The following is a 19,745-nucleotide window of genomic DNA, read 5'->3' as shown; positions in this document are numbered from 1 at the left end:
CCCTTGGCGCGCGTTCTTGTTTCTGTCAGGTTTGACCCATGTCACTGCCCCCCGGATTTCTGGATGAACTGCGCACCCGCCTAAGCCTGTCTCAGGTCGTCGGGCGCAAAGTCATGTGGGATCAGCGCAAGTCCAATCAGGGCAAGGGGGACATGTGGGCGCCATGCCCGTTTCACCACGAAAAGACCGCGTCCTTCCACGTAGATGACCAAAAGGGGTTTTATTACTGCTTTGGTTGTCACGCCAAAGGCGATGCGATCAGCTTTGTGAAAGAGACCGAGAATGTCTCATTCATCGAAGCTGTTGAGATTTTGGCGCGCGAGGCAGGCATGCCCATGCCCGCGCGCGACCCGAAAGCGCAGGAAAAGCAGGATCGCCGGTCGCAACTGGCCGACGTCATGGAGCAGGCCGCGCAATTCTTCCGCTTGCAACTCAAGACCGGGGCAGGGGGCGTGGCGCGAGACTACCTGACGCGTCGAGGATTGGATGCGCAGGCGTTGGACCGGTGGGAGATCGGGTTTGCGCCGGATGGCTGGCAAGGGTTGTGGGATCACCTGCGCGGAAAGAACGTGGCCGAGGACCTGATCCTTGGGGCCGGGCTGGCCAAACCTTCGAACAAGGGCAAAAAGCCTTATGATACGTTCCGCAATCGGATCATGTACCCTATCCGCGATCCGCGCGGGCGGTGCATCGCGTTTGGCGGTCGGGCAATGGACCCCAATGACAATGCGAAATACCTGAACTCGCCCGAAACGGAATTGTTCGACAAGGGGCGCAGTCTTTATAACCACGGCCCTGCGCGTCAGGCCGCAGGCAAAGGGCAACCTCTGATCGTGGCCGAAGGGTACATGGATGTGATCGCCCTGGCCGAAGCTGGATTTGGGGCGTCGGTCGCCCCATTGGGCACGGCGATCACCGAACATCAGTTGCAACTCCTGTGGCGCATCTCGGATGAGCCGATCATCGCGTTGGATGGCGACACGGCCGGCCTGCGTGCCGCGATGCGGGCCGTTGATCTGGCGTTGCCACTGTTAGAGGCCGGGAAATCTCTGCGCTTTGCCCTGATGCCCGAGGGCAAGGATCCCGATGATTTACTACGAGCCGAGGGACCGGCAGCCGTGAAAACAGTGCTTGAAGGCGCGATTCCGATGGTCAGGCTGCTGTGGCAGCGTGAGACAGAGGGCAAGGTGTTCGACAGCCCGGAACGCAAAGCTGCGTTGGATAAGTCGCTGAGGGACAAGATCAAACTGATCCGCGACCCCTCGATCCGGGCGCATTACGGGCAAGAGATCAAAGACCTGCGCTGGCAATTGTTCCGCCCGCAACGTCAGCCGCAAAATCGCCAATGGCAGCCACGCGGCAAGTGGCAACCTCCGAAACAGCCAGCAACCCCCGGTGCGCGCTCATCTTTTCTGGCGTCTTCAGAAACTGCGGATATCCAGATGCGCGAGGCTGCGATTCTGGCAATCGCCATCCTGAACCCCACTGTTGTGGTCCAATTCGAACATCAACTTGAAGAGATGGAGTGCCACGATCCCGATCATGCCGCCTTGCGCGCCGCCATCCTTCGACATGCGATCGACGACCCAGAGCATCTGAAAGACCACATTTTTGAAACTTTGGGCGGCGAAATCCTTGAAAACCTGCTGGCCCTTCGCCATGTCGCAGTAATCCCTTGTGTGTTCAAACCAGGCGACGTCGAAAAGGCCGAGATGACTCTGGCCGAGGAACTCGCGAAAATCAAAGCGCTCCGGGGATTGGATGCCGAGATTGCCGAAGCTGCAGAGGAACTGTCTGATCTGGCTGATGAAGCGCTGACATACCGGCTGGCCCAGGCCGCCGAAGAGCGTAACCGCACAAGCCGCAGTCAGAACGAGGATAGGTCGGTTTTTGACATCGCCGATAACGGCGCACGAATCAACCGCGACGAGAAAGACGCGTTTCAGGCGATCATGTCTGGCATCAATTTTGAACGGAAACGTCGCTAAAGTGGTGTTTTCGTAAGGCACTGGAAAAGAAAAACGGGTAAACGGGTGGCCGAATCACTTCTACGCGCTAATGATTCGGTACAAACGAATCACCCATCCCTGCAGGAGCATTGAATGGCCGCCAAGGATACAAACGAAGACCGCAAATCCGACGAGCAGGAACAGGAAATCTCGCTGGACATGAGCCAGGCCAACGTCAAGAAAATGATCGCCGAGGCCCGCGAGAAAGGTTACATCACCTACGACCAGCTCAATCAGGTTCTGCCGCCTGATCAGGTCAGCTCGGAACAGATCGAAGACGTTATGTCGATGCTGTCCGAGATGGGCATCAACATCATCGAAGATGAAGAGGCCGAGGAAGAAGAGAACAAAGGCTCGACCGAACTGGTTGCTGCAGAAAGCAACCGAGAGGTTGCGCTGGCGGGTGCTGGTGCTGAAAAGCTGGATCGCACAGATGACCCGGTCCGCATGTATTTGCGCGAGATGGGCAGCGTCGAACTGCTGAGCCGCGAAGGCGAGATTGCCATCGCCAAGCGGATCGAAGCCGGTCGCAACACCATGATTGCCGGTCTGTGCGAAAGCCCGCTGACCTTCCAGGCGATCACCATCTGGCACGACGAATTGTTGTCCGAAGACATTCTGTTGCGCGATGTCATCGATCTGGAGGCCACGTTTGGCAACCAGTTGGATGAAGACGGGGATGTCGAAGAGCCGGTTGTCGACACGTCTGCGGTTCAGGCGGCAAAACCCGCCAAGGATACCGGCCCCGAGCTGGATGCTGACGGCAACCCGCTGAACAATGACGACGACGATGACGATGATGAGCAGGCCAACATGTCGTTGGCCGCGATGGAAGCCGCGCTGAAAGATCAGGTTCTGACTACGCTGGAACGGATCTCGACTGACTTCTCGATGCTGTCGGAAATGCAGGATAGCCGGATCTCGGCGACCCTGAACGAAGACGACACGTTCTCGGAAAAACAAGAGGCGACCTATCAACAGCTGCGGTCTGAGATCGTAGAACTGGTGAACGGTCTGCATCTGCACAACAACCGTATTGAAGCGCTGATTGACCAGCTGTACGGCATTAACCGTCGCATCATGTCTCTGGACAGCTCGATGGTGAAACTGGCGGATCAGGCGCGCATCAACCGTCGTGAGTTTATCGACGCCTATCGTGGGCGCGAACTGGACCCGAACTGGCTGACCGAGATGGCAGAAAAGCCGGGCCGGGGTTGGCAGATGTTCATCGAACGTTCGACCGCCAAGGTCGAGGAACTGCGCAACGATATGGCTCAGGTCGGTCAGTATGTCGGCTTGGACATCCCTGAATTCCGCCGCATCGTGCAGCAGGTTCAAAAGGGTGAGAAAGAGGCGCGTCAGGCCAAGAAAGAAATGGTCGAAGCCAACCTGCGCTTGGTGATCTCGATTGCCAAAAAGTACACGAACCGTGGCCTGCAATTCCTTGATCTTATTCAGGAAGGTAACATTGGCCTGATGAAGGCGGTGGACAAGTTCGAATACCGCCGCGGGTACAAGTTCTCGACCTATGCGACCTGGTGGATCCGTCAGGCGATCACGCGTTCCATCGCGGATCAGGCCCGTACGATCCGTATTCCGGTGCACATGATCGAAACGATCAACAAGCTGGTCCGGACCGGTCGTCAGATGCTGCACGAAATCGGACGTGAGCCGACGCCGGAAGAACTGGCCGAAAAGCTGCAGATGCCGCTGGAGAAGGTTCGCAAGGTGATGAAGATCGCCAAGGAACCGATCAGCCTTGAAACGCCGATTGGCGACGAGGAAGACAGCCAACTGGGCGATTTCATCGAGGATAAGAATGCCGTGCTGCCTTTAGACAGCGCCATTCAGGAAAACCTCAAGGAAACGACCACCCGGGTTCTGGCGTCGCTTACACCGCGTGAGGAACGTGTTCTGCGGATGCGCTTTGGCATCGGTATGAACACGGACCACACTCTGGAAGAAGTTGGCCAGCAATTCAGCGTGACCCGCGAACGTATTCGTCAGATCGAGGCGAAAGCACTGCGGAAACTGAAACATCCAAGCCGATCGCGCAAACTGCGGTCCTTCCTGGATCAGTAATCGAAAAGGCGCCTCAACCGAGGCGCCTTTTTCTTATCCGTTCACGCGTTGATCACGGTGACCGGTTCAAACCTCAAATTGGCGAGAACTCACAAGTCATGCGGCGATGTGGCCCCTATTTCTGCCTTGTCCACTCATGGGACAGGCCGGGGCGAGGCTGTGCCGCTGACGACCCCCGGCCACCCTTTCCGTGTTACGGTCCCAACCGTGTGCGGAACGTGCTGGGTGCCTGACCGGTCCAGCGTTTGAAGGCCGTAGAAAACGCAGGTTGATCCGCATAACCCAGCGAATAGGCGATTTCCGACAAGGGCATCCCGTTGGTGATAAAAGTCTGCGCCAGATCGCACCTCAAGTCTTCGACAATCTCACGATAGCTTGTGCCTTCATCATTCAACCGCCTGGCAAAGGTGCGCGGGCTCATCCCAAGGTTCGAGGCTGCGTCGTCCGCTTGAATAATCGCGCCGGGCATAGACCGGGTGATCAACCCCTCGACTTGCGCCCTGAGTTTTTGCGCGGGCTGGTCACTTTCGGCCTGAACCCTATCGCCATATGACAGAAGATGCTCGCGCAGAGAGGGGTCATATGTCGGCACCGGCAGATCCAATGAGGACAGCGTCAGTATTATTTCCAACCGCTCTGCACCAAAGGACACAGGAAAGCCCGCTAGTTTCTGAAACTCTTTTCCGGCTTCGCCGACCTCGTGCTGAAAGCGGATTTCTATGGGAAAGAAACTTGTCTGCGTTAACGAGCGAATGCGGGCGAGGGCCGCGAAAATCAAAAATTCGGTACGACGGTGATATCGGGCAAAACTGGCATCCTTCCAGTCGGCTTCGATTGAAGCAAAATTTCCAGAAACGCGCAGACTGAAGTATAACGCCGGGTCTATCATCCCGTGAAATCGCGACGAGTTTTCGATCACCTGCTTCAGATCACGCGAGTATTTACTGATATACGCCGTCAGGCTGGAGGACGACCTGAAGCCAAGCCCAGCACTGGCCGAAAAGGTGATGTCATTCAGCGCGTCGCAGGCGTAGCGGACAAACAACGCCTCTTTGTGCGCGCTATAGGCTGTTGCAGGTGGCGCAATGTCGCTGCGGCTCAGACCGGATTTGGCCAGCACGCGATCACCAATCGAAGGATCTTCTGCCCTTTGATCTAGTGTTTTGGACAACACTTGAATGCGGGCAATATCGACGTCCATGTTCAAACCCGAGTTAGCAGCGTATTTCATTTCGCGGCCTTTGTTCCGGCCGCTGTCATCTATTCAAATAACAATGGCAGAATTTCGCAAGCCTACAGTGGGTGTCATACGTATTTTCCGCGTGCTGTCGGGTTAAGCCTTGTGGGGATGAGGTCAGAGCCCAGGAAACTTGTCGCGCAGATGACCCGCGGCTCCCCGACACATATCAATTCGCAAAGATGGCCCAGTGTCGCATTGCCCGAAATGCGCAGTGATGCGAATGTGCGTCAAAACGGGATAGCGAGCGTAACTGGCATGACCAAACTGGCAACAGATGCGGCGGATGGTCAGGATTTCATCGTCTTTGACGGCGAATGCGCTCTGTGCTCGGGGTTTTTTCGTTTCATGGTTGCCCGGGACAAGGCGCAGCGGTTCAAATTTGCCACCGCGCAATCGCCTTTGGGACAAAGGCTATACAAAGAACTTGGACTGCCGACCCGGGATTTTGAAACCAATCTCGTTGTGACCGATGGCGTGGTGCATCAACGGTTGGATGCTTTCGCTGCCGCGATGCACAAGCTGCCAGGGTTCTGGCGTGCTCTTTCGATCTGCAAATACTTTCCAAGTATCATCAAAGACCCACTGTACTACGCGATCGCCAGAAACCGGTATGCCATCTTTGGACGTTCACCGACCTGCATGGTCCCGGACAAAGCTCTGCGGGCTCGTTTCCTGCCCGAGGGGTTCTGAGTGCAGCCTGATCCTTTTTTGCAAACGTTGCCGATGGGAACAAGCCTGCCCAAAGCGTTGCAGGCATTGCATAGTACGGGCGGGTTTTATTCCGGGCGATGTTCGGTCACGCCGGGCAGGGGATGGCTGGCCAAACTCGCGTTGCGCTTTGCCGGTATGCCGTTTGGGGGCGACGATATCCCGGTGCGGCTCGGCGTCGAGAAAGAAGGGAGCGCCTGGATCTGGACGCGCGATTTCGATGGTCACATCACCCGATCGCAGCTGACTTTGGACCAGGACATGGGATGCGTCCGCGAGCAGTTTGGACAGGTTTGCGTTTGGCTGAAACCGGTTGTTGCGAACGAGCGGTTAGAGATCCAGATCCTGCGCCTCAGCATGCTGCGAGTACCTTTCGCAAAGGTGCTTCTGCCGCAATCAAAGACCGTGGAATGGCAGGATGATGACGGACGATTCCGGTTTGATGTTGCGGCCCGAATGCCCTTTGTCGGGGACTTGATCCGGTACAAGGGCTGGCTTACGTACGATCACGCGCTGGCCAGCTTGAACTGAAATGATTGTGAACCAGCTTTGCCCGGTAAGAATGTATACTATTTGAAAAATTACCTCGAAGCGAATGAGAGTATGATTATGAAAAAGGTTATGACTTTGGCGGTTTCCGCCGCGATCTTGCTGACCGTGCCAGTGTCGTCGGCTTCGGCCGCACGAAACGGGTATCAGACGGTTTCAGTCAACAACATTGTGTTCGAAGTGATCCCGCGGGCACGACAGGATGTGGATGGGTATTGGTGCGCGGCTGCGGACTATGCGCGTCGAACTTTGGGTGCCGGTTGGCAGCAGCGAATTTACGTCTGGCGCGGCTATGGCCCCAGCGAAGCGACGGGTCGCCGCACAGCCGTTCAATTCTCGCTGCAGCAACCTACAAACGTTGCCCAGCAAAGCAGCTCGATCTCGGTCGGCTTTAAGGCTGGCGAAAGCATGTCGGTTCAGGGGGCAAACGGACGTTGCAACATCCGCCCGTTCCGCGACTGATCGAGGACTGATCGCCATATGCAGAACGAGTTTATTATTTCGACGAACGGACCAGGGTTGTACGAATTTACCCGGGACGTGCGCAACTGGCTTAACTCGGTCTCAGGCGATGGATTACTTACGCTTTTCGTACGACATACGTCCTGTTCGCTGACCATTCAGGAAAATGCTGATCCTGAGGTGCAAACAGATCTGCACGCATTTTTTGAACGTTTGGTGCCGCCGTCCGACAACCCCGCTATGGCCTATCTGCGCCATACCTACGAAGGCCCAGACGACATGCCCGCCCATATCAAGGCGGCTCTCTTGCCTGTTTCGCTTTCTGTTCCCGTGTCCGCGGGGCAACCGGTGCTGGGAACATGGCAGGGCATTTACCTGTTTGAACACCGCACCGCAGCGCATGTGCGAAAGGTCGCTGCGCACTTCGCCTGACCCCTTTATGTTGCGGTGGAAATTTCCGACTACCCAAATCCTAGCGGCTACCCTATAGTTGTGGATAAGTAAGTCGTAGTGCTTACAAAAAGAGGCGGAACCAGGGACGAGGAGACGGTGGATGCGCTGCCCGTTTTGCGGAAATATCGATACTCAAGTCAAAGATTCACGCCCGGCAGAGGATCACGTTGCGATCCGCAGACGCCGGTTCTGCCCTGCTTGCGGCGGACGTTTTACGACCTACGAACGTGTCCAACTGCGTGACTTGGTGGTCATCAAAACCAACGGCAAACGCGAAGACTTCGATCGGGACAAGTTGGAGCGTTCGATCCGCATTTCGATGCAGAAACGCCCGATTGATCCGGAACGTATTGACCAGATGATTTCTGGAATTGTGCGTCGTCTGGAAAGCATGGGTGAGACCGACATCCCGTCCAGCAAAATTGGCGAGATCGTCATGGAAGCTCTGGCGCGGATCGACACCGTCGCCTATGTTCGCTTTGCGAGCGTATACAAGAATTTCCAGGCGGCCGATGACTTCGAGGAGTTTGTCCACGAACTGCGCCCGCCGCAGCCTTCGACGGACGAGTGAGCGAAACAGATAAGCGATATATGGCGCTTGCCCTGTCTTTGGGGCGGCGCGGTCAAGGAACGTGCTGGCCAAACCCAGCCGTCGGTTGCGTGATCGTGCGTGATGAGCGCATTATGGGGCGCGGCTGGACCCAGCCGGGTGGCCGCCCACACGCCGAACCCCAAGCGCTGGCACAGGCCGGAGACGCGGCGCGGGGTGCAACGGCCTATGTCACGCTTGAACCCTGCGCCCACCACGGCAAAACACCCCCATGCGCCGAGGGCCTGATTGCTGCCGGTGTGGCCCGTGTTGTCGCGGCCATCGAAGACAGCGATCCGCGTGTTGCGGGGCAGGGCTTTGCCATGCTGCGCGAGGCGGGGATCGAAGTTGTCACCGGTGTTCTGGCCGACCAAGCAGCCCAGGATCTTGCGGGGTTCTTCCTGAAAACCGAACAGGGGCGCCCTTTCGTCACCCTGAAACTGGCCAGCAGTTTTGACGGGCGCATTGCCACCGCGACGGGGCATAGCCAATGGATCACCGGCCCAAAGGCGCGGCGTGCGGTGCATGCCATGCGTGCGCGTCATGATGCGGTGATGGTCGGGGCGGGAACCGCGCGCGCCGATGACCCATCCCTGACCGTTCGGGATATTGGGGTCGACGCTCAGCCTGTGCGAATTGTGGTCTCGCGCCATTTGGACATTCCCTTATTGGGGCAGCTGGCACGCACGGCAGCAGAGGTTCCCGTTTGGCTATGTCATGGCCCATCCCCGGATGCCGAGCGTGCCCGCGCGTGGGAAGGGCTGGGCGCGCGCTTGCTGCCCTGCGCGCTGGACGACCACCAGATCGATGCAGCGGACTTGTTGCAGCGGTTGGGTAAAGCAGGTCTGACCCGCGTGTTCTGCGAGGGCGGAGCGGCTTTGGCCGCGTCGTTACTTGCCGCGGATATGGTCGATGAATTGGTCGGGTTCACCGCCGGGCTTGCAATCGGTGCCGAAGGGTTGTCAGCCATCGGTACGCTGGGGCTGGACAAGTTGGACAATGCCCCGCGTTTTGAGTTGATCGAGACCCAGGTCATCGGGCCGGACATCATGCACCGTTGGGCGCGGGTGCTGCGTTAACGACGCCAGATATGTGCATGGGTCGCGAATGCGCCTTGTAGTTTTGACAGAACTCGAAGCAGTGGACCGCCTGCGGGTGCAGAACCTTGTGACAGCCGTTCAACCGCAACTTCTACGGGGCAGGGCTCACCTGTCGCAGGGTCCAAATACCGGGGATAGTCGATCAGCGCCGCGTGGACCAAACCTAAAACCGGTGGTCGAGCGCCCCTGCGGACTGGGACGGTTCCCAAATCGTTTGTCAGCCCCCAACCCGCATAGAAAGGCGCGCCCAGGGTGGTAACACTGACACCGCGCATCAAAGCCTCAAACCCCAGCAATGAGGTCATGGTCCAGACTTCTTGGACCTGCGGCAGCAGAGCTGCCGGGTCGCAATGGGTGGCGATGACATCGGCGAGGTCTGCGGCCTCGATTGCCCCATCGCGCAAGCCTGCTTCGACATCGGGGTGCGGTTTGTAGACCAGAATGGCGTTTGGGTTTGCCTCGCGCACGGCGCGCAACAGATCGGCATTTGTGCGAACAGTGCTGGTGCCCAACTGGATTGAAGCATCGTCTTCGACCTGACCGGGCACCAGTATGCGATGCCCAACTGGCAAATCCGGGGTGCCGACCCCTGTGTTGTACTTGGTGATTTGGGCGGAGACGATTTGCGCGATCAACCTTTCGACACGCAATTCCTGATCTAGCCGCAGAGTTTCCCGGGCGGCAATAAACCCTTCCAGTTGGCTGGGATGCGTCGGGTCGTAGTAAATCCCCTGATTGTCCGTTGCCAATGACAGGGGCGGAACAAGATCTGCGCCCAGCCCGCGCGAGCGCAGAAATCCATCTTCGACCCGGACGGCACTTTCCGTGCCCGTGGCTTTATTTGCCCAGACCATGTGAGGGCGATCTGATTGCGCTGGTCGATCGTCAGTGAAGAGGACCGTTTTCTCGCGCCCAAACATCCGTTGCAGGTGTTTGCGTTTCCACAGGCGCATACCCGAGGCGGTCCATCCCTTGTGATCCTGCCGCCAGGCGCGGGTTCTCGCCTCAAGCGTGTCCAGAATGGTTTCCAACTCGCACAGCTGGTCCCGGTATGGATCGTACCAGGTTGGATAGAGGATCATCGCTGCAGCAAACAATTGCGCGCGCGTCAGGTTGCGTTGGCGGCGTGGCAGGTGTGCTTCATCCTGCGTCAGCCCCCAGCCTGCATAGAAGGGCTGGCCGAAAACACGCGGTTTATGCCCGGCCAAAATTGCCTCGAACCCCATCTGTGAGGATAGGGTGTAAACGCCAACCGCACCTTCCAACAAAGACCACGGGCTGACCGGTGTGCTGATGACCGAGACGCGATCGGATTGGTCAGCGGTGGAGAAATAACCTGAACGATGCCCGGCGATGGTGTCGGGATGTGTCTTGATCAGAACTTTGGCGCCGGGATTCTCTTCCTGCGCCATGACCAGCATTTCGCGAAACCGGGCCTCATCCCCGGCGCTGGCCGTCACAGCCGCGTCGTCGCGGACCTGATCAACCACCAGTACATAGCCAGGGTCAGGGGGCGGAGCGGTCAGATCAAAGGCCGAGTATTTGCTAAGATGCAGCTCGCGCATCCGTTCGATCCCGCCTCGTGCGCGGTTTAGCAGGGCGGTGTCATCCAACGGATGAGTGGCCAATAATGTTTCCAGATCGGACGTCTGGGCCGCGTCGAAATGCAGTCCGGACCGATCAAGCAACAGGCCAAGAGGCGGCTCTCCGCTGCGACCTGGATGCAAAGACCGAAGAAAGGCGTCTTCAACGCGCAGCACCGGGGCATTGTGCCGATCCGCGACAGCAAGGCCGCGATGGGCCGTCGGGCTATTGCCCCAAACCCCGACGGCATCACCGCCTTTTGGCAGGCCAATCCGGATGTCGTAACCGGACAGGGACAATATTCGGCGAATTCGGCGGGATGTCAGGAAACCACCATTGTAGACAAGCAGCCGGGTACGTTCAGACCCGGCTGTTGTTTCAGGCGACATCAGTTGCCTGTCAGCGTGGCGACATTGGCCAGCGGAGTAAGGCCGCCGGAGATCAGGGAAATAGACTTTGTCCACTGCGCATATGGTGCTTCGGTCACATAGATTGTGTCATCGTCACGGATCACGAAATCCCGTGCAATGAAAAGCCCGTTGGGGGCCGTCAGGTTCAGCAGGTAAATCATGCGCTGATCGCCCTGCAGGTCCGAACGCCCCATCACTGAACGAGCAATGTCCTGACGTTCCTTTCGCAACACGAAAATGCCGGTCGGATCCGAGGACAGGGGCAGCAATCCGCCAACCTGCGCCAAGGCTTCGAGCGCCGAAAGGTCCTGAGTGTCAAATGCAACCCGAGACTGACCACCGGTTGCGCCAAGTGCAATGTACGACCGGCTGTCGGCTTCAACCAGAATGCGATCCCCGCCACGCAGTGCGACATCCAGCTTGGGGTTGCTGAACAGATCGTCGTACCAGACTGTCCCTTTTTGGTTGCCCCTGAGCAGCGTCACAAGCGCTATGTCGGAACCAACGGATACGCCACCCGCACGTGACAGCATGCCTGAGAGGGTACGGGTAGGAAGTTCAATTGGATAGATCCCCGCCGACCCAATGCTTCCTGTTAGTGAAACGGTCGCACCATCTCCCGCAGCCCGGCGGACTTCAACTTGAGGGTCAGGCGTCTGATCCTGCAATTTTTCAGTAATTATTTGACGCAGTTGCTCGGGCGTGTTTCCAGAGGCGCGCACACGCCCTGCATAGGGCACAAAGATGAAGCCATCGGCGTCAACCTGAACCTCATTGAGTGATGTGGCAGAGCTGACGTCACCTGACAGCAGACCATCATCGACATTTTCCCAGATCGTCAATCCCAACACGTCGCCAGGGCGAACGGTATCCGCCGTCAGGCTCTGCGCGCTGGTGAAGGAGGACGAAAAACCGAATTGGGGGATTTTTGATGTCGCTCGCGCGATTCTGTCATCCACCTCAACGACGAAGGCATTGCCACCATTTTCCACTGAACCGGCCAGAATCTCGGATTTGTTGGGGCCAGATTTAGGGAGCTGGCACGCGGCCAGTACGCCACATACAGCCACAAGGGCGGCCCCTCGCACCCAGCGAATTGGAAAGCACTGCACTGCCGATTATCCTCAGTCGTCTTTTGTTTGCGTCAAGTTAACTTGTTCGGGGTCCAACATCCAGCGCCAACCAACCCGGCTTAATCGACGAGTTTCAACTGTGGCGTCGACGCCTCGTTGTCGGACAGAACGGACTGATAGGGGTCATGCGCCTGCAGCAGCATGTCGGTGGCGCGGCGCAGCAGTTGCCGTCGCCCACGCAGCGAATAAAAGCCGCCGGGTAACTGGCTGGTTTTCAATAGAAATTTCCGGTAAGCTTGGTAGGATTCGTGGTCTGGTACGTCCGGGTCGGCAAAGAACTGGGCAATGGGTTGTTGCGAGACAAACTCGGGTTTGTCGTAGACGGACTTTCCAAAACTGCGCAACGGGATTCCGCGCCACAAAACTTGTTGACCGGCTGTGGAATTGATCGTCACTGCTGTGTTCGCGTCATCCAGCAATCCGGCCAGTTTGCCGCCGGGAACGTAGTGCACGCGATCCGCCACTTGGTGCGCGCGGGCTATTTCGCGCGCCTTGCGGCGCAGCGGCTCGCGGTGGTTTTCGAGCGGATGTTCCTTCAGAACCAGAAGGTGATGGGCCGGAGCGCCTTTGGCGAAACCTGATATGACATGCTTCAGAAAATCCGACATGCAGGTATAGTTTGAATGGGCCTGCACCGAACTGTCATGACCCAGTTGCAACAGGGCCAAGTGATAGGGTGCACCGTTTTGCCGAACGCGCATGGTGGCCCAGCGACGCCTAATCCTGTGGAAAGGCATCAGTGCAAGTCGTTTGAAGTACAGGCGAAACTCTTTTGAAACAGGCAATTCCCGGTGCGTCTTGAAGTTGGAGTACCTCCGGTTAAGGAACAGGACAAACCAGTGATAAAGCGCGCCGTAGAATATGTGTTGCCGCATATCGCCCCAATGGGATGGTGGCGGTGGAACCAGCGCCTCGGACTGGTCAAGCGCATCCTGCATCTGCGCGACGTCCAAAGACATCAGTCGTGAGTGTCCATTTGATCCGTTCCGTTCGTAAGTGACCCACCACGGGCGCAGATACCCCTCTTCGAAAACATGGACAGTCACTCCCATTTCGCGCGCAATATCCACAGCATTGGCATGAACCGGACGGGTGTCGCCGTATAGGACGATATCTGTGACCGACTGTGACCGGATCAGTTCCCTAAGGGTTTCGGGCCATTGCTCGGAATTGTCCAAAAACGGGATGTAGGTGCTGCGGTCAAACCAGAACGCCTGATCGCCCGCATTAAACCCCACGCGCAAAACATCAGCCCCGGCGGCGCGCAAAGCGCGTGCCAGTGCGCTAAAGAAAGGGCCATGCGGTCCCTGCAAAAACAGGAATACACGGCGATGCGAGCGCGAGGTGAGTGGATGCATCCGGGACTGCTCTTTATCGTTTGGTACCAAAATTATGCCTGTATACATCAATCCGGGCAAGGCAGGGCTTGCCCGCAGCGTTTCTTGGGCTTACCTCGGCGGTTACACATACGCACAGGTTATAAGCTAAGGGTGAAAGCAATGTTCACAGGGATCGTCACCGATATCGGAATTGTTACCGAGTTGGACCAGCAAGGGGATCTGCGTGCCCGGATCAAAACGGGCTATGACACTGTGGGTATTGATATTGGCGCATCCATCGCCAGTGACGGCGTCTGTCTGACCGTGATCGCCATTGGGGATGATTGGTACGATGTGCAGATCAGCGCCGAGACGGTGTCGAAAACCAATCTGAACACATGGCAAGTTGGCAAGCGCGTGAACCTTGAACGCGCCCTCAAGGTTGGGGACGAACTGGGTGGGCACATCGTTTCCGGTCATATCGACGGCGTGGCCGAGGTTGTTGCCCTGCAGGACGAAGGCGACAGCACCCGTGTAACGTTGCGCGCGCCCAAGGAATTGGCCCGCTTTGTCGCGCCTAAAGGATCAGTTGCGCTGAACGGAACCTCGCTGACGGTAAATGATGTCGACGGTTGCGATTTCGGGATCAATTTCATCCCCCACACCAAAGAAGTGACGACCTGGGGCGATGTCTCGGTCGGAGATCAGGTAAACCTTGAGATCGACACGCTGGCCCGCTACGTCGCCCGCTTGGCTGAGATGTCCTGAACCACAGTTTGAGACGTCGCGTTTCGGCGGAGTGTAGCAGCAAGCGCTCTGGTATTTGAGCGCTTGGTGGTCTATCCAGCCGTCCAGACACGCTCTTGTGAAAGGCTGCCCCATGAGCTTTGAAACCCCCGGTCCCGTCGAGGCCCAGCTGCGCGACGCGATCAGCCCGATTGAAGATATCATCGAAGAGGCGCGCAAGGGCCGGATGTATATTCTGGTCGATCATGAAGATCGCGAGAACGAGGGTGATCTGGTCATTGCGGCCGAGTTTGCGGATGCCGAGGCGATCAACTTTATGGCCACCCACGGGCGCGGGCTGATCTGCCTGCCGATGACAGCAGAGCGCGTCGAAGCCCTTGGCCTGCCGATGATGGCCGTGAACAACTCATCCCGTCACGAAACCGCATTCACCGTGTCCATCGAGGCGCGCGAAGGCGTGTCGACCGGCATCTCGGCAGCAGATCGCGCTCTGACCGTTGAAACGGCGATCAACGAGCAAAATACGATGGCGCACATCGCGACACCGGGCCATATCTTTCCGCTGCGCGCCAAGCGGGGCGGGGTGCTGGTGCGCGCCGGTCATACAGAGGCGGCGGTCGATATCTCTCGGCTGGCCGGGTTGAACCCCTCAGGGGTGATCTGCGAGATCATGAAGCCCGACGGCACCATGGCGCGCCTGCCTGATCTGGTCACGTTCGCTAAAGAACATGACATGAAGATCGGCACGATCAGCGACCTGATCACATATCGCTCGCGCAACGACAATCTGGTTGTCGAAACCTCGCGCAGGACGGTGGCGTCAGAATATGGCGGCGAATGGGAAATGCGCCTGTTCACGGATCAGACACATGGCATCGAACACGTCGTCATGATCAAGGGTGACATCACCACGCCCGAGCCGGTTTTGACCCGAACCCATGCACTGCATGAAGCGCCTGATGTTCTGGGCCTGGGGCCGAAATCGCCACAGGAACTGCCGCGTGCTATGGAAAAGATCGCCGCCGAAGGACGTGGCGTAGTTTGCCTGTTTCGTGAACCGCGCAATGCGCTTTACGCAACTGATGACGAAGGCCCGCGCACCATCAAACAAACAGGTCTTGGGGCGCAGATCTTGTCCAAACTGGGCATCCAGGAACTGGTGCTGCTGACCGATACACCGGAAACGAAATATCTGGGTCTCGACGCGTTTGGAATCTCCATCGTCGGAACCCGTTCCATTCTCAAGGATGATTGATCGTGGCTGAACAAGACAAACACGGCGTACTGCCAACGCCGACATTCGACAAGCCTGTGAAACTTTTGATTGTGGTGGCGCCGTTCTATCGCGCCATTGCCGACAATCTGGTTTCTGGTGCAAAGGCCGAGATCGAAGCCGCTGGCGGTACCTGCGAAGTTGTTGAGGTTCCGGGCGCGCTGGAAATCCCGACCGCCATCGCCATGGCGGATCGCCAGTGCAACTATGATGGCTACGTGGCGCTAGGCTGTGTCATCCGGGGTGAAACCACGCATTATGAAACGGTGTGCAACGATTCCAGCCGAGCGATCCAGTTGATGGGCCTGCAAGGCCTGTGCATCGGCAACGGCATCCTTACGGTCGAAAATGACGATCAGGCCGAAGTCCGCGCAAATCCGGGAAAGATGAATAAAGGTGGCGGCGCTGCCGCTGCGGCCTTGCATCTGATTGCACTCAGCCGTAAGTGGGGCTCTTCCAAAAAGGGCGTCGGGTTCAAGCCGCCGTCCGAGTCCATCCTTGTGGCGGGCGACAACAACGGACCCACAACAGCATGACCCAGACAGACGCGCCGAAACCGGCCAACCAGAAACGCCTGATGAAATCCGCCGCCCGGCTTTATGCCGTGCAGGCGCTGTTCCAGATGGAGCAGTCGGGCCAAACGACGGAAGCGGTCGTGAACGAGTTTTTGGATCATCGGTTTGGCGCTGTCTATGAGGGCGAGGAAATGCTGGACGGCGATATCCGCGTGTTCCGCAAGTTGGTTGAAGACGCAGTGAATTTTCAGGCACCGATTGACCAGATGACCGACCGCGCTTTGGTCGCCAAATGGCCCATCGCGCGCATTGACCCGACCCTGCGCGCCACCTTCCGTGCAGCCGGGGCCGAACTGACCCAAGGCGATACGCCACCAAAGGTCGTCATCACCGAGTTCGTTGATGTGGCGCGCGCGTTCTTCCCGGAAGGTAAAGAACCGAAATTCGTCAACGCAGTTTTGGATCACATGGCCCGCGAAGCACAGCCAGAGGCGTTTTGAGTTAAGCCTTAGTCCAGATGAATAAGGCGCAGCCACACAAAGCGCTGCGCCTGAAATCTAATAATACGCTTGTTCAAACAAGTCTTCGGCCTCCACCACTCACAGTTTTTTCCAAAGACACCAACATTTTACCGGAACGTAGCCGGCGTGCCACCTATCGATTCCGATAGCCCGGCGGATTGATCAGGCCAAGTTGCATCGCACGGACCAGTGCGGATTCTCGGGTCGGGGCTCTCAATTTTTCGCGCGCATTCTTCAAATGGGTTCGTACCGTTATTTCCGAAAGGTTCAATAGTTCGGCGATTCTATCGTTTCGGTGCCCAAGAGCCAAAAGGTTCAGGACCTGCAGCTCTCGTGGCGTCAGGTCCGGAGTGGTTGGAGCAATGCTTGTGATGTCGTACACACGACCGTGATTGCTGGGGATATCCGATCCCAGATTGGTGGCCAGCACGGTTGCCAGGACACGCATTTCGCGCTGCCGTTCAGTCATCTGAACCTGAGCGTCCGGTCTGTCCGATGACAGAACCACAAGCTTGGCCTCGTTGTCGGGGCAGGGAGCCACCAGGGAGTAAAGGTGAATATATCCGGCCTTTTCCAGATCGTGGTTCAGACCCAACGCCTTGGAGGAATGGCCGTCCGCGGACCGGAGGCTTGCGGCCTGCACGTAGAGGCTTTCCTTGCCATTTTGAACCTGCGCCAGCATCGGATCCGCTTCGGCATAACCTTGGCTGTCATAGCGGTTTAGCCAACCTTTGGACATTGAACTTCGAACCCAATGAATGGCGCCAGTCTCGGGTGTGAAGCAAAGCATGTTCAGGGCGTTAAACCCGATCTCATTCAGACGGTCTAACGTGAACTCCCACCGTTCCTGATCATCATGGCGCAATGACAGCTCTTCGAGAAGATCAAGCGTGAACAGGCTGAGGGCATTCATAGAGACTCCGAATATAGTGTCGCACCCGTTGAGGCCGCGGTTTACTCAGCACGACCATGCGCTATCATCACGGTATCAGACAAGGAGCTTTGTCGTGCCCAAACTGATCCGCCTTTACATCACGCAAGTTGCATGGGGATTTGTCATCTCGGCCCTGTTTGTCGGGGTGCTGCTGGCCCTGAACGTGGCCAACTTGCGCGGCCTGATTTTCGGATCCGAGATCGGGTTGATCGCTCTGGCAATGATCTGGTTCATGAACGGCATCGTGTTCGCCGGTGTTCAGTTCGCCTACGCGATCATGAGCTTGGCGGAAAAGCCAACAGGCCCCAGGCGCGGTACACCCGTTGCGGCCAAGTTCGAACCCGCCCGCGTTGCGGTGGACAAGGGCTGAGCCAACCTATTTCGGAAAATGAAGACTCTCCCAGACCGGGCGAGAGATAAGTTTATGTGGCGGGACCGCCAGTCAACCGTGCGGTGTGATTCCCGAGGACCTGTATGTACAGGTGGGCGCCAGGTAATCAGGCCAGGACCTGAACAGAGCCAGCCCCCTCGGAATTGCTTAAGGCCACCAGAATGCTACCAATCACAAGAAGGGCAGAACCCGCCACGGGCCTAAGTAGGGGTTGCGGCGGGTTTGCACAAGGGGTCAGGCGTCAACAGTTTCGTGCAGCGCATTGCGCATCTTGCCCAAATGTTCGTCCCAACCGTCATCGAGTGCAAGGATCAGGCCAAATGCCTCTGCGCCTTGCGGCAGCCCTTCGTGAACCAAGCCCAGCCGGGTACCGCCCGGTACAGGGTCCAGCGTCCATTTTACGACACTAACAGCGTCTCCCATGGGTTTGATGGTGAATGTATACTCCAGATACTCGGGCGGACGGGCAGCGCGTACCTCACCCCAGATCAGAAGATCGCCACTGCTAGTCCCGAACATCTCAAGTTTCTGACCGGTGGCCAACGGACGCTCTGGTTTGTGAAACCACTCTGCCAAGCGGGCGGGTTCGGTCAAATAGGCCCATACGGTTTCCGGCGTGGCCCTCAGGAAAATCTGTTTTTGCAGAACTGCATTCGTCATTTTTTATTCCTTTCAATAGCTTCCTTCAGATTATTCAGGCGATCATCCCAGAACTGGTCAAAATAGCTGAACCAGTCGAGGATGGGGGCCATTCCATTCGGCTCCAGCCGGTTAATGCGCTCACGTCCACGTGCCTCGACGGTGATGAGGCCGCCATCGGAAAGAACAGTCAGGTGCTTTTTGACCGCTGCACGGGTCATATCGAACTGATCGGTCAGCTGCGCGATCGTCATGTCGCCAGAGGCAAGGATCTGGACGATCTCCCGTCGGGTCGGGTCCGCAAGGGCGCGGAACGCGTTTTGAATTTGCGTCTGCATTCGTCACCTCAATAGTGATACCATTTGGTATTGTAGTTTATGGGATACCAAATGGTATCACGTCAAGAGTCTTTCAGGCGCTTGATTTTTGTTCACGAATTGTTCACATTTCGGGAATGACACTGGATTTACAGCCCGGACAAAAACTGGCCCGTGGGGTTTCGCGCCATTTATTGGCTCATGGCTTTGTATCTGTTGAGGAATTTGTCCCCACCCGCGGTCTGCGAGTCGACGTCATGGGATTGGGTCCCAAGGGGGAACTGTGGGTGATCGAGTGCAAATCCAGCCGCGCAGATTATCTGACGGATTCTAAATGGCAGGGGTATCTGGATTGGTGTGATCGCTTTTTCTGGGCGGTGGACACCGATTTCCCGACAGACTTGTTGCCAGTAGAGACCGGTCTGATCATCGCAGATGCCTATGACGCCGAAATCATCCGAATGGCACCGGAAGATAAGCTGGCGCCAGCGCGGCGCAAGAAGATGATTCAGAAGTTTGCAACAGACACAGCCCGCAGATTGCAGGCATTGCGTGATCCAAGAATTTGAACTGTCAGTCTTTTACGATCCGGGCAGCTTGCACAGCGGCGAGGATTTCGTCAGCGATTTCTTCCGCTTCTTCAGGTTCGAAGTCCATTGGAATTTCGACGCCGTCGGCCTCGATGAACAGGCGCACCATGCCATGGTCGGTCGGGCCGATCTGAAGGTTCGCCTGAATGTCACGTTCGGTGTTAATGCCCATTTGCGCCT

General features: G+C 57.2%; 22 protein-coding genes. 14 read left to right on the top strand and 8 right to left on the bottom strand.

The genetic code is table 11. The annotated features are described in order from the left end of the window. Positions 1 to 38 precede the first annotated feature (38 nt). The gene (gene dnaG, locus AC2FFH_RS06920; protein WP_496844034.1) at positions 39 to 1,988 is read left to right on the top strand and encodes a DNA primase; all 1,950 of its coding nucleotides are present in this window, start codon (positions 39 to 41) and stop codon (positions 1,986 to 1,988) included. Between the two features lie 114 nt (positions 1,989 to 2,102). Continuing rightward, entirely contained in the window at positions 2,103 to 4,091 is a 1,989-nt protein-coding gene (gene rpoD / locus AC2FFH_RS06915; RefSeq protein WP_058277324.1) for an RNA polymerase sigma factor RpoD, read from the top strand. 193 nt (positions 4,092 to 4,284) lie between these two features. On the opposite strand, the gene AC2FFH_RS06910 is transcribed toward rpoD, so the two are convergent. Next, on the bottom strand, positions 4,285 to 5,322 hold the full coding sequence (locus AC2FFH_RS06910) for a helix-turn-helix domain-containing protein (RefSeq protein WP_496766852.1): 1,038 nt from the start codon (positions 5,320 to 5,322) through the stop codon (positions 4,285 to 4,287). A gap of 150 nt (positions 5,323 to 5,472) precedes the next feature. On the opposite strand from AC2FFH_RS06910, the gene AC2FFH_RS06905 reads away from it, so the two are divergent. From AC2FFH_RS06905 to ribD, 6 genes are all read left to right on the top strand, one after another. Then, entirely contained in the window at positions 5,473 to 6,021 is a 549-nt protein-coding gene (locus AC2FFH_RS06905; RefSeq protein ID WP_496766851.1) for a thiol-disulfide oxidoreductase DCC family protein, read from the top strand. Positions 6,022 to 6,054: 33 nt separating this feature from the next. After that, a complete protein-coding gene (locus AC2FFH_RS06900; RefSeq protein ID WP_496844033.1) occupies positions 6,055 to 6,570 on the top strand; it encodes a DUF4166 domain-containing protein in 516 nt (171 codons plus the stop codon). 78 nt (positions 6,571 to 6,648) lie between these two features. Then, positions 6,649 to 7,050 carry a hypothetical protein gene (locus AC2FFH_RS06895; RefSeq protein WP_496766849.1) on the top strand — a complete coding sequence of 134 codons (402 nt, stop codon included), beginning with the start codon at positions 6,649 to 6,651 and terminating at the stop codon, positions 7,048 to 7,050. Between the two features lie 18 nt (positions 7,051 to 7,068). Beyond that, positions 7,069 to 7,482, top strand: a complete 414-nt coding sequence (locus AC2FFH_RS06890) for a secondary thiamine-phosphate synthase enzyme YjbQ (RefSeq protein WP_496766848.1) — start codon at positions 7,069 to 7,071, stop codon at positions 7,480 to 7,482. Positions 7,483 to 7,603: 121 nt separating this feature from the next. After that, complete coding sequence (nrdR, locus tag AC2FFH_RS06885; protein WP_037307671.1) at positions 7,604 to 8,074, top strand: transcriptional regulator NrdR; 471 nt, start codon at positions 7,604 to 7,606, stop codon at positions 8,072 to 8,074. Beyond that, positions 8,071 to 9,171: a bifunctional diaminohydroxyphosphoribosylaminopyrimidine deaminase/5-amino-6-(5-phosphoribosylamino)uracil reductase RibD gene (gene ribD / locus AC2FFH_RS06880; protein ID WP_496766847.1), complete on the top strand. Its 1,101-nt coding sequence runs from the start codon at positions 8,071 to 8,073 to the stop codon at positions 9,169 to 9,171. Before nrdR ends, ribD begins: the two co-directional genes overlap by 4 nt. On the opposite strand, the gene AC2FFH_RS06875 is transcribed toward ribD, so the two are convergent. The 3 genes from AC2FFH_RS06875 to AC2FFH_RS06865 form a co-directional block, all read right to left on the bottom strand. Further along, the gene (locus tag AC2FFH_RS06875) at positions 9,168 to 11,165 is read right to left on the bottom strand and encodes a capsule polysaccharide biogenesis protein (RefSeq protein ID WP_496844032.1); all 1,998 of its coding nucleotides are present in this window, start codon (positions 11,163 to 11,165) and stop codon (positions 9,168 to 9,170) included. The two genes, ribD and AC2FFH_RS06875, sit on opposite strands and share 4 nt — an antisense overlap. After that, the gene (locus tag AC2FFH_RS06870) at positions 11,165 to 12,298 is read right to left on the bottom strand and encodes a polysaccharide biosynthesis/export family protein (protein ID WP_496766845.1); all 1,134 of its coding nucleotides are present in this window, start codon (positions 12,296 to 12,298) and stop codon (positions 11,165 to 11,167) included. The genes AC2FFH_RS06875 and AC2FFH_RS06870 overlap by 1 nt, the downstream gene beginning before the upstream one ends. A gap of 80 nt (positions 12,299 to 12,378) precedes the next feature. Beyond that, positions 12,379 to 13,677 (bottom strand): capsule polysaccharide biogenesis protein, encoded by a 1,299-nt coding sequence (locus tag AC2FFH_RS06865; RefSeq protein WP_496766844.1) that lies wholly within the window; start codon positions 13,675 to 13,677, stop codon positions 12,379 to 12,381. A gap of 141 nt (positions 13,678 to 13,818) precedes the next feature. Here AC2FFH_RS06865 and AC2FFH_RS06860 point away from each other — a divergent pair, with 141 nt between their 5' ends. The 4 genes from AC2FFH_RS06860 to nusB all read left to right on the top strand — a co-directional run bounded on the left by AC2FFH_RS06860 (position 13,819) and on the right by nusB (position 16,673). Further along, positions 13,819 to 14,406: a riboflavin synthase gene (locus AC2FFH_RS06860; RefSeq protein WP_496781066.1), complete on the top strand. Its 588-nt coding sequence runs from the start codon at positions 13,819 to 13,821 to the stop codon at positions 14,404 to 14,406. A gap of 112 nt (positions 14,407 to 14,518) precedes the next feature. Beyond that, complete coding sequence (gene ribB, locus AC2FFH_RS06855) at positions 14,519 to 15,640, top strand: 3,4-dihydroxy-2-butanone-4-phosphate synthase (RefSeq protein ID WP_496844031.1); 1,122 nt, start codon at positions 14,519 to 14,521, stop codon at positions 15,638 to 15,640. A gap of 2 nt (positions 15,641 to 15,642) precedes the next feature. Further along, a complete protein-coding gene (locus AC2FFH_RS06850; RefSeq protein ID WP_496738811.1) occupies positions 15,643 to 16,194 on the top strand; it encodes a 6,7-dimethyl-8-ribityllumazine synthase in 552 nt (183 codons plus the stop codon). Further along, on the top strand, positions 16,191 to 16,673 hold the full coding sequence (gene nusB, locus AC2FFH_RS06845) for a transcription antitermination factor NusB (RefSeq protein WP_480793121.1): 483 nt from the start codon (positions 16,191 to 16,193) through the stop codon (positions 16,671 to 16,673). The genes AC2FFH_RS06850 and nusB overlap by 4 nt, the downstream gene beginning before the upstream one ends. Positions 16,674 to 16,827: 154 nt before the next feature. Here the strand turns inward: nusB and AC2FFH_RS06840 are convergent, their stop codons facing one another. After that, positions 16,828 to 17,607, bottom strand: coding sequence for a response regulator transcription factor (locus AC2FFH_RS06840; RefSeq protein WP_496844030.1), 780 nt, complete (start codon positions 17,605 to 17,607; stop codon positions 16,828 to 16,830). 94 nt (positions 17,608 to 17,701) lie between these two features. Here AC2FFH_RS06840 and AC2FFH_RS06835 point away from each other — a divergent pair, with 94 nt between their 5' ends. Beyond that, on the top strand, positions 17,702 to 17,998 hold the full coding sequence (locus AC2FFH_RS06835) for a hypothetical protein (RefSeq protein WP_496722108.1): 297 nt from the start codon (positions 17,702 to 17,704) through the stop codon (positions 17,996 to 17,998). A 255-nt stretch (positions 17,999 to 18,253) separates the two neighbouring features. On the opposite strand, the gene AC2FFH_RS06830 is transcribed toward AC2FFH_RS06835, so the two are convergent. Beyond that, positions 18,254 to 18,679 carry an SRPBCC family protein gene (locus tag AC2FFH_RS06830; protein ID WP_496844029.1) on the bottom strand — a complete coding sequence of 142 codons (426 nt, stop codon included), beginning with the start codon at positions 18,677 to 18,679 and terminating at the stop codon, positions 18,254 to 18,256. Then, positions 18,676 to 18,996: an ArsR/SmtB family transcription factor gene (locus AC2FFH_RS06825; protein WP_108858970.1), complete on the bottom strand. Its 321-nt coding sequence runs from the start codon at positions 18,994 to 18,996 to the stop codon at positions 18,676 to 18,678. The genes AC2FFH_RS06830 and AC2FFH_RS06825 overlap by 4 nt, the downstream gene beginning before the upstream one ends. Positions 18,997 to 19,112: 116 nt before the next feature. Here AC2FFH_RS06825 and AC2FFH_RS06820 point away from each other — a divergent pair, with 116 nt between their 5' ends. After that, positions 19,113 to 19,544, top strand: a complete 432-nt coding sequence (locus tag AC2FFH_RS06820; protein WP_496722113.1) for an MmcB family DNA repair protein — start codon at positions 19,113 to 19,115, stop codon at positions 19,542 to 19,544. Positions 19,545 to 19,548: 4 nt separating this feature from the next. Here the strand turns inward: AC2FFH_RS06820 and AC2FFH_RS06815 are convergent, their stop codons facing one another. Next, complete coding sequence (locus AC2FFH_RS06815) at positions 19,549 to 19,737, bottom strand: DUF6324 family protein (RefSeq protein WP_058274816.1); 189 nt, start codon at positions 19,735 to 19,737, stop codon at positions 19,549 to 19,551. Between the last annotated feature and the right edge of the window lie 8 nt (positions 19,738 to 19,745).

This window comes from Ruegeria sp. YTSC003 (genome assembly GCF_059609785.1).
This window is presented reverse-complemented; position numbering and strand designations above follow the sequence as displayed.

Coding starts and splice junctions, on each gene's coding strand:
- dnaG (WP_496844034.1), top strand. CDS start 39: ATGTCACTGCCCCCCGGATTTCTGGATGAACTGCGCACCCGCCTAAGC.
- AC2FFH_RS06895 (WP_496766849.1), top strand. CDS start 6,649: ATGAAAAAGGTTATGACTTTGGCGGTTTCCGCCGCGATCTTGCTGACC.
- AC2FFH_RS06825 (WP_108858970.1), bottom strand. CDS start 18,996: ATGCAGACGCAAATTCAAAACGCGTTCCGCGCCCTTGCGGACCCGACC.
- AC2FFH_RS06860 (WP_496781066.1), top strand. CDS start 13,819: ATGTTCACAGGGATCGTCACCGATATCGGAATTGTTACCGAGTTGGAC.
- AC2FFH_RS06840 (WP_496844030.1), bottom strand. CDS start 17,607: ATGAATGCCCTCAGCCTGTTCACGCTTGATCTTCTCGAAGAGCTGTCA.
- nusB (WP_480793121.1), top strand. CDS start 16,191: ATGACCCAGACAGACGCGCCGAAACCGGCCAACCAGAAACGCCTGATG.
- AC2FFH_RS06875 (WP_496844032.1), bottom strand. CDS start 11,165: ATGTCGCCTGAAACAACAGCCGGGTCTGAACGTACCCGGCTGCTTGTC.
- AC2FFH_RS06905 (WP_496766851.1), top strand. CDS start 5,473: ATGACCCGCGGCTCCCCGACACATATCAATTCGCAAAGATGGCCCAGT.
- AC2FFH_RS06865 (WP_496766844.1), bottom strand. CDS start 13,677: ATGCATCCACTCACCTCGCGCTCGCATCGCCGTGTATTCCTGTTTTTG.
- rpoD (WP_058277324.1), top strand. CDS start 2,103: ATGGCCGCCAAGGATACAAACGAAGACCGCAAATCCGACGAGCAGGAA.
- AC2FFH_RS06890 (WP_496766848.1), top strand. CDS start 7,069: ATGCAGAACGAGTTTATTATTTCGACGAACGGACCAGGGTTGTACGAA.
- AC2FFH_RS06910 (WP_496766852.1), bottom strand. CDS start 5,322: ATGAAATACGCTGCTAACTCGGGTTTGAACATGGACGTCGATATTGCC.
- AC2FFH_RS06815 (WP_058274816.1), bottom strand. CDS start 19,737: ATGGGCATTAACACCGAACGTGACATTCAGGCGAACCTTCAGATCGGC.
- AC2FFH_RS06900 (WP_496844033.1), top strand. CDS start 6,055: ATGGGAACAAGCCTGCCCAAAGCGTTGCAGGCATTGCATAGTACGGGC.
- AC2FFH_RS06820 (WP_496722113.1), top strand. CDS start 19,113: ATGACACTGGATTTACAGCCCGGACAAAAACTGGCCCGTGGGGTTTCG.
- nrdR (WP_037307671.1), top strand. CDS start 7,604: ATGCGCTGCCCGTTTTGCGGAAATATCGATACTCAAGTCAAAGATTCA.
- AC2FFH_RS06830 (WP_496844029.1), bottom strand. CDS start 18,679: ATGACGAATGCAGTTCTGCAAAAACAGATTTTCCTGAGGGCCACGCCG.
- ribB (WP_496844031.1), top strand. CDS start 14,519: ATGAGCTTTGAAACCCCCGGTCCCGTCGAGGCCCAGCTGCGCGACGCG.